This is a genomic window from Flavobacterium sp. RSSB_23 (assembly GCF_051547145.1).
Taxonomy (GTDB): Bacteria; Bacteroidota; Bacteroidia; order Flavobacteriales; family Flavobacteriaceae; genus Flavobacterium.
Genome location: NZ_JBPTTO010000007.1, coordinates 65,404 through 79,517, shown reverse-complemented (window position 1 = coordinate 79,517; position 14,114 = coordinate 65,404). Strand labels below are relative to the sequence as shown.

9 protein-coding genes are annotated in these 14,114 nt (G+C 36.3%); 2 read left to right on the top strand and 7 right to left on the bottom strand.

Annotated elements, in window-relative coordinates:
- Position 1 precedes the first annotated feature (1 nt).
- The 7 genes from ACSVH9_RS11720 to rfbC all read right to left on the bottom strand — a co-directional run bounded on the left by ACSVH9_RS11720 (position 2) and on the right by rfbC (position 10,004).
- Positions 2-1,267 carry an ABC transporter ATP-binding protein gene (locus ACSVH9_RS11720; RefSeq protein WP_438063858.1) on the bottom strand — a complete coding sequence of 422 codons (1,266 nt, stop codon included), beginning with the start codon at positions 1,265-1,267 and terminating at the stop codon, positions 2-4.
- Between the two features lie 55 nt (positions 1,268-1,322).
- Entirely contained in the window at positions 1,323-2,192 is an 870-nt protein-coding gene (locus ACSVH9_RS11715; protein ID WP_438063857.1) for an ABC transporter permease, read from the bottom strand.
- A 1,460-nt stretch (positions 2,193-3,652) separates the two neighbouring features.
- Positions 3,653-5,503, bottom strand: a complete 1,851-nt coding sequence (locus tag ACSVH9_RS11710; RefSeq protein ID WP_438063958.1) for a polysaccharide biosynthesis protein — start codon at positions 5,501-5,503, stop codon at positions 3,653-3,655.
- Between the two features lie 528 nt (positions 5,504-6,031).
- Positions 6,032-6,901: a glucose-1-phosphate thymidylyltransferase RfbA gene (gene rfbA / locus ACSVH9_RS11705; RefSeq protein WP_438063856.1), complete on the bottom strand. Its 870-nt coding sequence runs from the start codon at positions 6,899-6,901 to the stop codon at positions 6,032-6,034.
- A 202-nt stretch (positions 6,902-7,103) separates the two neighbouring features.
- The gene (rfbB, locus tag ACSVH9_RS11700) at positions 7,104-8,153 is read right to left on the bottom strand and encodes a dTDP-glucose 4,6-dehydratase (RefSeq protein ID WP_438063855.1); all 1,050 of its coding nucleotides are present in this window, start codon (positions 8,151-8,153) and stop codon (positions 7,104-7,106) included.
- A 224-nt stretch (positions 8,154-8,377) separates the two neighbouring features.
- The gene (rfbD, locus tag ACSVH9_RS11695; RefSeq protein WP_438063854.1) at positions 8,378-9,232 is read right to left on the bottom strand and encodes a dTDP-4-dehydrorhamnose reductase; all 855 of its coding nucleotides are present in this window, start codon (positions 9,230-9,232) and stop codon (positions 8,378-8,380) included.
- A 220-nt stretch (positions 9,233-9,452) separates the two neighbouring features.
- Entirely contained in the window at positions 9,453-10,004 is a 552-nt protein-coding gene (gene rfbC, locus ACSVH9_RS11690; protein WP_438063853.1) for a dTDP-4-dehydrorhamnose 3,5-epimerase, read from the bottom strand.
- Between the two features lie 1,213 nt (positions 10,005-11,217).
- On the opposite strand from rfbC, the gene ACSVH9_RS11685 reads away from it, so the two are divergent.
- Entirely contained in the window at positions 11,218-11,973 is a 756-nt protein-coding gene (locus ACSVH9_RS11685) for a hypothetical protein (RefSeq protein WP_438063852.1), read from the top strand.
- A gap of 1,358 nt (positions 11,974-13,331) precedes the next feature.
- Positions 13,332-14,066, top strand: a complete 735-nt coding sequence (locus ACSVH9_RS11680) for a tyrosine-protein phosphatase (protein ID WP_438063851.1) — start codon at positions 13,332-13,334, stop codon at positions 14,064-14,066.
- Positions 14,067-14,114: the final 48 nt, after the last annotated feature.

Here is a 14,114-nt window from a genome sequence, read left to right as displayed (position 1 = left end):
ATTATTGTATTCGAACGTTCTCCCAATTCAAATATGGCCTTACAACTCCTCCCCAATAACCAAAATACCCCTCTCTACCTCCTCCTTCTTCGTCTAATTCAACGGCAACTATTTTATCTAATTGTGCAATAATTTCAAAATTATTCCCTACCAATAAAACGGTACAAAAATATTTTCCCTTATTCAAAAAATTTGCTGGAACCGTACAAATACTTTTGTACTTGCCTTTCTCTAAAGGAATTCTTTTTAAATTAGGTGAAGCTAATACATATACATCTTTATCATCAAAAATTGAAATCGACACATTTACTGAGTGATTATCTATAAAATTAACATACTCAACTTCAATATTTATATCATTTTCAATATTAAAAAAATCTCCCCCTGGGTTAATTTTTATAGAGGTAATCTTAGAGTTACTATTTCCTGGTGCACTTTCAAGACTCCAATTCACATTGGACACAGAATCATTAGAATCTGAATTATATACATGCAGAGCTTCATCTATGCCCCCATCAAATTTCACTATCCCATTCTCCATCACAATCCCCCTTGTACACAAACTCTTTACAGCTGCCATGTTATGACTCACAAACAACACCGTTCTCCCTTCGCCTTTGGAGATGTCTTGCATTTTACCGATGGCTTTCTTTTGGAATTCGGCGTCACCTACGGCTAAGACCTCATCAATCACCAAGATTTCAGGTTCTAAGAATGCGGCTACGGCAAAGGCTAAACGCACGGTCATTCCGCTACTGTAGCGTTTAACTGGAGTATCTATATAACGCTCACAACCCGAGAAAGCTATGATTTCGTCTAACTTGGCGGTGATTTCTTTTTTGGTCATCCCTAAAATGGCTCCATTCAAATAGACATTTTCCCGTCCGGTCAGTTCGCCATTAAAACCAGTTCCTACTTCTAGCAAGGAAGCAATTCTCCCTTTCGACTTAATACTCCCAGTCGTCGGTGCCGTTACTTTAGATAAAATCTTCAGCAAAGTGGACTTACCAGCGCCATTCTTGCCAATAATACCCAGCACTTCGCCTCGTTGTACCTCAAAATTGATATCTTGCAAGGCCCAAACATAGTCGGACTCCCCTTTTGTTGTTCGGTCATTAGTCTCCCCAATTCTCAAATACGGATCTTCTTTTCCTCTTATCTTGTGCCACCAACGGTTTAAGTCGTGACTGAGCGTACCTGTCCCAACGGTACCTAAACGGTATTGCTTGGAGATGTTTTCGGCTTTTAAAATAATATCTTTACCCATTAATTATCGCACTATAAATCAACTGACTACTAAAAACTGACTACTGAACACTAAACTACACCGTATCAATAAAACTTTTCTCAGTTCTATTAAAAACGAGCAGTCCAGCAAAGAAAACAAAAATCGTAACTACAAAAGTAAAAAGTAGCCCCTTTACAGACAAAGTTCCCACATTCAATAACATATAACGTGACGTTTCAATGATATAAGCTAATGGATTGTAATGCACTAGCCATCCGTACTTGGGTAATTTTTCTTCAATAAGTGCTAATGGGTACATCACAGCCGATAAATACATCAACAGCTGTACTCCAAAACCAATTAGATGGGTAAAATCTCTATATTTAGTAACCAAAGAAGAGATAATCATTCCGAGTCCCAAACCTAAAATTCCCATAAGTAACACTAAGAATGGGAAAAAAACTGCCGTCCAATGGAAACCAACTTCTGCCCCTTGAACATAAAAATAAGCATAAAAGACTAGAAAAATAAGGATTTGAATACCCAACTTTAACAAATTGGACACAACGATAGAAATGGGAGTGATGATTCTAGGGAAATACACTTTTCCAAAAATACCCGCATTAGCTCTAAAGGTATCCGAGGTACCATTCAAACAGGCCGTAAAATAATTCCAAACTGTAATCCCAGCCATATTGAATAAAAATGGCGGAACGACTCCTGTTTCGATTCCAGCAACGGAGTTAAAAATAATGGTAAAAGTAATCGAAGTGAATAAGGGCTGAATCAAATACCACAAGGGTCCTAAAACAGTTTGTTTGTAAACTGTTACAATATCTCGCTTCACAAATAGGAACAACAAATCACGGTACTGCCAGACCTCTTTCAGAGGCAGCGAAAAAAAGGAATTCTTGGGTGTTATTTCAAACAACCAATCTTCATTTTGGGTAGGTGTGGTATTCATTTTGGGTGCAAAAGCTATATTTAAAAATCACTAGTTAAGGATTTTTAAATTTGTTTACTACAAAGATAGCTATAATCTTTCAATCCTTTACAACGAAAATCCCTTTCAAGTGCAAGACACTGAAAGGGTTTACATTTCTTAGATTATCAATAATAAATGTTAGTCGACTTTAAGTAGCTTGGTTACTTTAAAATTCAACAGCAAAGTCTGCAAAAAGTTAAACAAAGATCACTAAGCAAACGTCAATTTCTTAATTACAATTGTCACCTCGAGCGCAGTCGAGAGGCCTGTCCAACCTATGCATGTTATTTTCGGCTCCCTTTAGGGCTGGGGCAAAACGAAAACTTACATAGGCACTTATTTTTCTAGTTCCTGTAGTAAGTAAAAAACCCTAAAACTTACTTGGTCACTTTAAAAATTTAACAGCAAAGTCTACAAAAAGTTACACAAAGATCGCTAAGCCAACGTCAATTTCTTAACTGCAATTGTCACCTCGAGCGCAGTCGAGAGGCCTTGTCAACCTATATTTCTCGTTTTCGGCTCCCTTTAGGGCTGGGGCAAAACGAAAACTTACATTAATAACAAATAAAAAAATATCCACAAGACTATCAAAGACTTACACAATTGAACGCAAAGTTTTTAAGGGAATTAAAATTATTAAGATTAGCATGAACCTAGGCAGAAGTTACTTTTTCTTGTCCCCAACCCTAAAGGGAGGAAAAAGTAACAAGGACTAAAGTTGAAGGTAGGGCGTTTTTGCTCTTTTATATTGAAGCTCAACGTATAGGATGAATTATCTGCTTCTAAACAATCTCGATTGCGCTCGACTTGACAATTGTCTTTGATCTTTTCAAACAATCAAGTTATGCGTCAAAACGGCTACAGTGATTACCTATACCGAAGCACTCAGGAATGTAAGTCGTTTACAGTCTTTGCGGTAAAACTTTTGGAATTAGGATTTTTTTATTGAAATTTTACTTAGCAATCTTCGCACAATCCTTGGCGAACCTTGAGGTTAAACCATTGAAAGTTAGCATAGCGTCCTTGGCGTAGTCCTTGGCGAAACTTGCGGTTAAACCATTGAAACTTAGCCTAGCCTCCTCAGCGTAGTCCTTTGCGAGCCTTGCGGTAAACTATTGGGACTTAACATAGCATCCGTTACGTAGTCTTTGGCGAACCTTACTGTTAAACTTTTGAAACTTAGCCTAGCGTCCTATGCGAACCGTGCAGTTAAACTTTTGGAATTTGAAATACAAACTACTATATTTTCTCTTTTTTGGTATTCTTTAGAATTGAAAACAAAAAGAAACCCTTTCAAAGCACAAGGAGCTGAAAGGGTTGTATTTCTTAAAAATAGTAATAGTGTTTTAGTGCTCTTCGTGTCGACTTAGTGCGCTTCGTGGTTAAAACAAAACGCATAACCTATTAACAATTAATCTTTAAACGATTAAACAAATCAATTAATTATCCAAAAACTGAAAGGCAGAATTCATACTTTTAAATTCAGGCACAATTTTTTTCATCTTAGCTACTATATCTTCATTACTAAAGAAGGTAGACATTCCAATTAATTCTTCAATTTCATGATGCAAATTTTCAAATTCATCCTGAATTTCCTCAGCTATCATGATTTTTTCGTGATAGGTTGGAATGGTTTTAGAAGTATCATTCAAAAGTTCTTCATACAATTTCTCACCCGGACGCAATCCAACAATTTTGATTGGAATGTCTTTATCTGGGATAAAACCGGCTAGTTTTATCATTTTTCTAGCCAAATCAATAATTTTCACGGGTTTACCCATATCAAAAATATAGATTTCTCCACCTTTTCCCATAGAACCTGCTTCCAAAACCAACTGACAAGCCTCTGGTATCGTCATAAAGTAACGAATGATATCTTGATGTGTAATGGTAACAGGACCACCAGCAGCAATTTGCTTACTAAACAAAGGCACTACTGAGCCATTAGAACCCAATACATTTCCAAAACGAGTAGTAATGAATTTGGTTCCTTTGCCATTATTCTCTTTAACACTTCTCAATTGTAGCGATTGCACATATTTTTCAGCAATTCGCTTACTTGCTCCCATGACATTACTCGGATTAACCGCTTTGTCAGTAGAAACCATGACAAACTTTTTCACTTTGAATTCACATGCTAAATCCGCAACGTTCTTCGTGCCTTCCACATTAGTTTGAATGGCCTGTGAAGGATTTTCTTCCATCAAAGGAACGTGCTTATATGCGGCTGCATGATACACCACTTGTGGAGAATACGTTCTAAAAACTCTTCGCATTACTTCTTTATTGCGAACATCAGCAATAACACTGTGTAAATTCGAATCGGTAACAATAGTTTCTAATTCTAAGGTCAATTGATGCAATGGAGTCTCTCCTTGATCCACTAAAACTACCGAATAAGGCTTGAACTGAAGTACTTGACGAACAATTTCGCTTCCTATAGAACCTGCAGCTCCTGTGATTAAGATGGTTTTATCTTTTAAATCCTTTGAAATGGTTTTGTTATCCAAAATAATAGGATTACGCTCCAAAAGATCTTCTATCTGAATGTTTTTTACCTTCTCGGAAATCTCTTTTTGATTTTCCCAATTAGAAATCAAAGGCACGGTATACACCCTATAATTGAACTCCAAACACTTATCTACAATTTGGAGTTGTTCATCCTTAGTTAGTGACTTATCCGCTATAATAATAGCCTCAGCACCAACAGATCGCATCAAGGTGGGTAACTTTTTCTTTTGAACAAGTATAGGCAAATCCAACATTCGTTTATTCGAATTCATATTGTTCTTATCCACAAAACCCACAATCTTAAATCGTGTAGGGGTTTCAAACTTCAGGGCATTGGCTACTGAAATAGCATTAGCATCCGTTCCATAGATAATAGTACGAATCAATTTGTTGGTACCGTGATCCGAAAAATACAGCTCAAATGTTTGTTTCACCACCACGCGGTACAAAAACAAACCACAAAAGGACAAAACCACATTGATAAACAAAGCGGTATTCAAAATGGCCTTCTCACCTGTATTTACCTCGAAAAAAAAGTTAGCTACTAAAAAAACAACCAATACAGACAACTGTGAAAACAATAGTTTTATCGCGTCAATATAAGAAGAGTGTCGAATAATCCCTGAATACGTTCGAAACAGCCAAAAGAAAAAAACATTTACAGCGATTAACAAAGTAATATACACCATATAATGTGGGGTAAGTACATACTCAAGCCCCGTACCTTTAAAGATCAGTACGGTAAAGAAAAAGGAAACATTCAAAACCATCGTATCCATCAATACAATAATCCATCTGGGCAAATAACTCAGGTTATGAATATTTAATCTTAAATTAGATCTTGATAAAAAATGTCGTAGATTTAGATTCAAATTTATTTTTCTTATAAATTAGTTAAAGCAAAAATACAAATTATTCGGAAAAGAAGTACTAGACAGATGTTAATAAAAGCAATTGAAAACACTTATTTGAAACATTTAATAACTAAAAAACAAATTATTAAATACCAAAAATAGTATTTTGCCAATTTTTTCCTTAATTTTTTGAATAGTAAAATTGTCAAAAAAAACAGCACGCAACTCTATTAAACTTGTACTGCTTTAACAATAGTAGCTTTTTAGTAATTGACCTGCTTTAATTTATGATTATAACCAGCACTTACGCATAAAAGTTGTTTAATGCTTCGTTTTAATTTACATTTCAACCAAAGGCTTACTTCTAGCAAGTAAAAAAGCCAACCAATTTACCTTTAACAGATTAAAGCCTTAAATCCTTAAACTTTTAAACAACCTTAAACAATTAACCGATTAACCTCTCTGCTTCAACAATCCAAACAAATACTCTCCATAACCAGATTTACGCAAAGACTCCGCAATATCTTGCAATTGTTGACTTGTAATAAATCCTTGTCGCCAAGCAATCTCTTCAATACAACCCACTTTCAGTCCTTGACGCTCTTCTAACACTTGAACAAACTGCCCAGCTTGCATCAAACTATTAAAGGTACCCGTATCCAACCATGCTGTTCCCCTACTCAGTATTCCTACTTTGAGCTTCCCATTGGCTAAATACACTTTATTCACATCGGTGATTTCATATTCCCCTCGAGCACTTGGCTGAATATTTCTAGCTATTTCCACTACCGAATTATCATAAAAATACAAGCCAGGAACCGCATAATTGGACTTAGGATGTAGCGGCTTTTCTTCTATTGAAAGTGCTTTCTGATTTTCGTCAAATTCAACAACCCCATACCTTTCAGGATCCGAGACATGGTACGCAAAAACTACCCCTCCATCTGGATTGGTATTCGATTGTAATAATTCATGCATGTTGGCTCCAAAAAAGATATTGTCCCCCAAAACTAAGGCTACCGAATCCCCACCAATAAAATCAGCACCAATAACGAAAGCTTGCGCTAATCCGTTAGGCACCGCTTGCTCCGCATAACTAAACTGACACCCAATTTGACTACCATCACCCAACAACTTTTTAAAGTTGGGCAAATCATGCGGAGTAGAGATAATCAAAATCTCATGTATACCAGCCATCATCAAAGTGGATAACGGATAATAAATCATCGGTTTATCATAAACAGGCATCATTTGCTTGCTCATAGCGAGCGTAAGGGGATGCAAACGGGTACCGGATCCTCCGGCTAGTAGTATTCCTTTCATAGATTTTCGGTTATCAGTTTTGAGTCGTCTGTTATGGGTTGTGAGTTGTGGGTTATGGGTTATGGGTTATGAGCTAAACTATAAGTTATCGATTATGAATTATTATTACTTGTTAAAACCTAAAATTTAACCCATAAATTACAACTTCTAATCTCTAACTTCTAATCTCTAACTTCTAATCTCTAACTTCTAATTTCTACCTTTAATTCGTGTACTGTTTCTCATAATAACTAGCGTACGCACCAGAAGTTACATTTTCTAACCATGCTGTATTCGCCAAATACCAATCGATTGTTTTCTCTAAGCCTTGCTCAAATGTAACGGACGGTTGCCATCCTAATTCTTTATTGATTTTTGTAGCATCAATAGCATAACGCAAATCGTGCCCTGGGCGATCTTTTACATAAGTAATCAACTGTTCTGAGGTGCCTTTTTCACGTCCTAATTTGGTATCCATAATTTGGCACAATAGTTTTACCAAATCGATATTTTGCCATTCGTTAAACCCTCCGATATTGTAGGTGTCGTGATTCTTTCCTTCATGAAAAACCAAATCAATAGCCACGGCATGATCCTCAACAAACAACCAATCCCTCGTGTATTTACCGTCACCATAAACCGGCAAAGGTTTATTATTAATGATATTATTGATGAACAAAGGAATCAATTTTTCAGGAAAGTGAAAAGGACCATAATTGTTAGAACAATTGGTCAAGACATACGGCAAACCATAGGTTTCGCCATAAGCTCGTACAAAATGATCCGAACTGGCTTTAGAGGCCGAATAAGGTGAATTAGGGTCGTAAGGAGTAGTCTCTGTGAACAAGCCTTCAGCCCCTAATGTACCGTAAACCTCATCGGTACTGATGTGATAAAAACGTTTGCCCTCAAAATTACCTTGCCATTGCTTCTTAGCTGCATTGAGCAAAATCATTGTTCCAAAAACATTGGTCTTTACAAACGCCAATGGATCTACAATCGAACGATCCACATGCGATTCTGCCGCAAGGTGCACTACCCCATCAAAATCATGAGTAGCAAATAAATCAGCAATAAAAACTTCGTCTGTGATATCGCCTTTTACAAAAGTGTAATTCGATTCGTTTTCAATATCTTTAATATTTTCCAAATTCCCCGCATAGGTCAAGGCGTCTAGGTTAAAAATATGGTACTGTGGATACCTTTTCACAAAACGACGCACTACATGCGATCCAATAAATCCGGCACCACCGGTGATTAGTATCTTTTTCATTGCTTTTATTTACAAAGTTAAAATGTTTATGGGATAATTCGGTTATCAGTTGTGAGTTCTCAGTCCTCGGTCCTCAGTCCACAGTTATGAGTTATCGGTTATTAGGTTGTACGGGTTATCGGTTATGACTTATGGATTAATCGGTTAAACGAATAAACACTGAAACAAATAAACTATCCAACAATTAAACGATTAAACAGTTAAACGCTTAAACGAATAAACAATTATACAAGTAATGCCATACATTTCTTCAAACTCTCTTTGTACTCTGGAACCGTAACACCAAAAGTCTCTTTTATTTTGGTTTTATCCAACAAGGAATATTTAGGTCGAGCGGCAGGTGTTGGATACGCCGAAGAAGGAATTCCATTTATCATACAATCAAACCCTCCTATTTCTTGTATTGCCAAAGCAAATTCGTACCAACTGATTTCGCCTTCATTTGAAAAATGATAAAGTCCTGCCTGCCAATATTGATGATTGATAATCGTAACAATGGCTTTTGCTAAATCTGCAGCATACGTTGGACTTCCAATTTGGTCGTTGACCACATTCAAACTCTCTCGTTCTTGCATCAACCGCGACATTGTTTTAACGAAATTGGCTCCAAAACTAGAATACACCCATGAGGTGCGGATAATAATGGCATCCGGGTTTTCATTCTTACAAGCTTCTTCCCCTGCTAACTTGGTTTTTCCATATACATTAATCGGTCCAGTTGCAGCGGTTTCGGTTAATGCTTTAGAAGAGTTACCATCAAAAACATAATCTGTTGAAATATGAATGAACTTTGCCTTATGCTCCTCACACCAGTTAGCCATAACAGCCACTGCCTGATGATTGAGTATGTCCGACAAGTGTTCTTCATTTTCTGCACGATCCACAGCAGTATGTGCCGCGCAGTTGATTAGGTAATCTGGCTTTATTTCTGACAGCCGCCATGGTAATTGCTCTAGTTGGCACAAATCCAATTCTTGGTAATCGGTGAATATCCATTCGAAAGCCGACTCGTTTTGAGCCACTACTCGCAGTTCGGATCCCAATTGCCCATTAGCGCCGGTGATTAGTATTTTTTGCATATCTATTTTTTACTTTAAGAATTTGGAGACTGTTTGGTTTTCGCTTATTGGTTATCAGTTGTCAGTTATCGGCTAAAGATTAACCGGTTAACTGTTTAAAAGTTAGGGATTTAATTCGTTGACGTATAAGTTTAGAAGCCTATCACCAAACAATTAACCAATTGAACAGTTAAACAACTTTAAACCATTAACCAATTAACCAGTTAAACGATTAAACTACTCAACAAAATTCCCAATCAATGGACTCAAAACTAGGCAAAATCAAATCTTTCTCAGAAACGATAATTTCCTCAGGAGTTAGTTGCCAATCGATGTTCAAAGTAGGGTCGTCATAACGTATGCCACGTTCACTATCTTTATGATAGACTTGATCCACTTTGTAGAGCACCGAAGCAGTTGCACTTAAAACTGAAAATCCATGGGCAAATCCGTGGGGCACCATTAATTGCTTTTTGTTAGTTGCGCTCAAAATCACAGAAAAATGCTGACCATAGGTAGGTGAGTCTTTTCTTAAGTCGACAGCAACGTCCAAAATTTCCCCTTCTAAAACCCTTACCAACTTTGCTTGAGCAAAAGGATTGATTTGTAAATGCAAGCCGCGAATCACGCCGCGTTTGGAGAACGATTGATTGTCTTGGATAAAATTGTAGTGTATTCCTTTTTCATTAAACTTCCCCTGATTGTACGCTTCAAAAAAATACCCGCGTTCATCTGGAAACTGGGTAGGCGTTATAACTACTAAATCTTTTATAAAGGTTTCTTCTATATTCATAGTGCAAATTTATGCTTTAATTCAAGAAGTGAAAAAATTTAATCGGTTAAAGTTTAATCGGTAAATTGCTTAAAGGTTAATTAGTTTTTGGTTATCAGTTGTGGGTTATCTGTTATGAGTTATGGGTTGTGGGTTATGAGTAGAGGTTGTCATTCTAGCCTAAAACTTTAAGTAGCACCCTGCGGGAAGTCGTAGAATATTATCCAACTAGACGTCTTGTTTTCGGCTCTCTTTAGAGCTGGGGTAAAACAAAAACTTAGCATAACAATCGACAAAAACTAACTGCAAGGTTCACGGTTAAATATTGCAGTTTGGAATTTAATCATTGGAATATTCCCTAGCACCCCTTGCGAAATCCTTTGTGCTCTCTGTGGTTAAATTTTGGAATTTGGATTTTATTTATTGGAATCTTTCCTAGCGTACTTTGCATACTTCTTAGCGAACCTCGCGGTTAAATCTTAAACAGTTAAACAACTTTAAACAACCTTAATCAGTTAACCTATTAAACTTTTAAACAACCTTAAACAATTACTCGATTAAACAATTAACCCAAAACACATAACCCAAAACAAATAACCGACAAAACATAACTAACAACACATAACTGACAACACATAACCCATAACTGATAACCCACAACTCACAACATATGACCGATAACAGACAACTGATAACTCACAACTCACAACAATTTTGTCACTTCGAATAGTTTATAATGAACAAAATCGAAGTACAATCTAGAAGTCTTGTCTACTCATAGATCTTGTTTTCGGCTATCTTTAAGACGTAGACAAAACACAAACTTACAATACCCTACAATAACACACCCCCAGCCCCTCTCAAGAGGGGAGTACCCCCCTAAATCGAGTCTTGTTTTCGTGGAGTTAGGATTTATTAAATTAGGATGCATACTAGAGAAGCTTCCAAACCACTTTACTAACTCCAGCGTTCAACCTTAACCTTTTAAAAAAACCTATACAATTAACCGATTAAACAATTAAACCATAAACTCTTAAACAACCTTAAACAATTACTCGATTAAACAATTAACCGACAACACATAACCCATGACCGATAAACCAAGACCGATAACTGATAACAGATAACCCACAACTCACAACACATAATCCACAACACATAACCCATAACCGATAACTGATAGCCGACAACTGCTATCCGACAACATTTTTTTATATATTGCAATAAAAATCCTATGGCAAAAGTAATAGCACCCTTTCAAATAGAAGGCACTATTGACGATTTAAACTTTTATATGGATGAAAACAACGTCAATCGTGTGCGTATAAAAGCAAACTCCACTATGACAACCGAAAAATTTCGAAATGAGCCGGCCTTTCATAAAATGAGAATGCACAACCAAGAATTCGCACAATGCACAACTATTGCAAAGACGTTCCGTTTAATAGCGGAAGTATTCAATTCAAAGGCCAAAGACGGCAGCTTTGCCGGTAGGGTAAACAAACTACTATTCGAAATTTTACAAGAAGACAAACATAACGAACTAGGGTCTCGTCAATTTAAAGAAGGGATAAAAACCAAATTCGGTCAAGAACTGCTATTAGGTTTTGAAAGCAACAAATTACGTCCCATAGCACAAGTGCTTAAAAACAAAAAATGGAAAATCAAAAAGTATACTTTCAATTTCCCAAATTGCTTCCCCCTTATCGATATCGATTGGCCTGAGGAAGCAACACACGTAAACTTTAACTTGGCAATAGCCAATTGGAACACAGAAAACAATACCTTCAGAACCCAGTATGGAACTCCATTTATTTTTTCAAAATCGGATGCCGAGCAAGATATCACACTACAAGGCTTACCTCCAAACGAATACCACCTTCACATCGTTTTCTTATTCATAGGCTTTTCCAAACAACGCGGCAGTCATCACATACCACTGCATAGGAAATACAATACCACTTCCATTATAAGTTATTACAAACATTAATCATCCTTATAAATAGACTTTCACGAATTGAATACGATAAATAACAAGGAAACAAATCAACTGTATTTAATACTTCCAAACAGTCTCGACTGCGCTCGACTTGACAATCAAGTAGAGAACTAGGTTAAGGGGTTAAAGGTTAATTAGTTTTCGTTATGAGTTATGGGTTATCAATTGTGGGTTATGTATTGCAAGCAGAGGTTCTAATTCTAGCCTCTAACTTTAAGCACCACCTCGAGGAAAGTCGAAGAATATTGTCCAACTGCACGTTTTGTTTTCGGCTAACTTTAGGGACGGGGCAAAACGAAAACTTAGTTTAACAATCGACAAAAACTAACCACAAGGTTCACGGTTAAATCTTGGAATTTAATCATTGGGATTTTCCCTAGCGCCCCTTGGGAGATCCTTTGTGCTCTCTGTGGTTAAATTTTGGAATTTGGACTTTTTTTATTGGAATTTTCCCTAGCGTCCCTTGCGAAATCCTTTGTGCTCTCTGTGGTTAAATTTTGGAATTTGGACTTTTTTTATTGGAATTTTCCCTAGCGCCCCTTGCGAAATCCTTTTTGCTCTTTGTGGTTAAATTTTAGAATTTGGATTTAATTTATTAGAATTTTTCCTGGCGTACTTTGCATACTTCTTAGCAATCCTCGCGGTTAAATCTTAAACAGTTAAACAATTAATCAACTTTAAACAACCTTAAACAATTACTCGATTAAACATTTAACCCACAACACATAACCGATAACCGACAACTGATAACTCACAACTCACAAGAATTTTGTCACTTCGAATAGTTTATAATGAACAAAATCGAAGTACAATCTAGAAGTCTTGTCTACTCATAGATCTTGTTTTCGGCCATCTTTTGGCCTTAGACAAAACACAAACTTACAAGATCATACAATAACACACCCCCAGCCCCTCTCAAGAGGGGAGTACCCCCCCCCTAAATCGAGTCTTGTTTTCGTGGAGTTAAGATTAATTAAATTAGGATGCATACTAGAAAAGCTTCCAAACCACTTTACTAACTCCAGCGTTCAACCTTAACCTTTTAAAAAACCTTAAACAATTAACCGATTAAACAATTAAACCTTAAACTCTTAAACAACCTTAAACAATTAACCAGTTAACACACAACCCACAACTCATAACTCATAACCCAAAACAAATAACCGACAACACATAACTGATAACACATAACTGATAACACATAACTGATAACACATAACTGATAACACACAACTCATAACCTACAACCGATAACTGACAACCGATAAATTTATCCACATACTTTCATAGTTCCTTCTGCTGCTTGTTCTTTTTTTTGTTACTTTGTATTCAATATTTAAAAAAAAATCGTGTTGCTATTTTCATCCAAAAAACCATTATTACGAGATTTACTTCCAACTAATTTTGTAGACATACATTCACATCTTCTTTATGGTATAGACGATGGTGCCACTACCCCTGAACACAGTATTGGTTTAATAAGAGAAATAAAAAAATTAGGTTTTACCAAAAGTATTACCACTCCCCATGTCATTCAGTATGTTTGGGAAAACACCCCAGAAAAAATCATAAATAGATGGCAAGAAACTAAGCATCTACTAGATAACAATGAAAGCTACCCCTTACAAGTTGCTGCAGAATACTTAATGGATGAGTCGTTTTTAAAAAAAATTCAACAAGAAAAATTGTTGTGTTTAAGAGACAACTACATCTTAGTAGAAATGTCCTATCTCAACCCTCCCATTCAGTTGTATGACATTCTTTTTGAATTGCAAATTAATGGTTATAAACCCATTTTAGCCCACCCTGAACGCTATCTTTTTTACCATAAAAACCCGAATGAGTTTCAAAAGTTAAAAAAAGCAGGCTGTCTTTTTCAACTCAATCTATTATCTACAGTAGGCTATTATGGATCAGATATAACCAAAACAGCTGATGATTTGCTTCAACAAAACGCCTATGATTTTGCAGGAAGTGACATTCACCATGAAAAACACATTGCAAGTTTCAATTTACCTATAAAAATCAAAAAACAGCAAATACTTGAACAAGTGATAGCCAACAACCAGTTTTTTGACTTTTAAAAGAACAAGACCTTAAAGTTTCAAAAAAAATAAAGGATAATAAGCCAG

What these genes read in the sequence shown, in the direction of transcription:
- ACSVH9_RS11720 (WP_438063858.1), bottom strand. Translation starts at nt 1,267, where the DNA reads ATGGGTAAAGATATTATTTTAAAAGCCGAAAACATCTCCAAGCAATAC.
- ACSVH9_RS11715 (WP_438063857.1), bottom strand. Translation starts at nt 2,192, where the DNA reads ATGAATACCACACCTACCCAAAATGAAGATTGGTTGTTTGAAATAACA.
- ACSVH9_RS11710 (WP_438063958.1), bottom strand. Translation starts at nt 5,503, where the DNA reads ATGGATACGATGGTTTTGAATGTTTCCTTTTTCTTTACCGTACTGATC.
- rfbA (WP_438063856.1), bottom strand. Translation starts at nt 6,901, where the DNA reads ATGAAAGGAATACTACTAGCCGGAGGATCCGGTACCCGTTTGCATCCC.
- rfbB (WP_438063855.1), bottom strand. Translation starts at nt 8,153, where the DNA reads ATGAAAAAGATACTAATCACCGGTGGTGCCGGATTTATTGGATCGCAT.
- rfbD (WP_438063854.1), bottom strand. Translation starts at nt 9,232, where the DNA reads ATGCAAAAAATACTAATCACCGGCGCTAATGGGCAATTGGGATCCGAA.
- rfbC (WP_438063853.1), bottom strand. Translation starts at nt 10,004, where the DNA reads ATGAATATAGAAGAAACCTTTATAAAAGATTTAGTAGTTATAACGCCT.
- ACSVH9_RS11685 (WP_438063852.1), top strand. Translation starts at nt 11,218, where the DNA reads ATGGCAAAAGTAATAGCACCCTTTCAAATAGAAGGCACTATTGACGAT.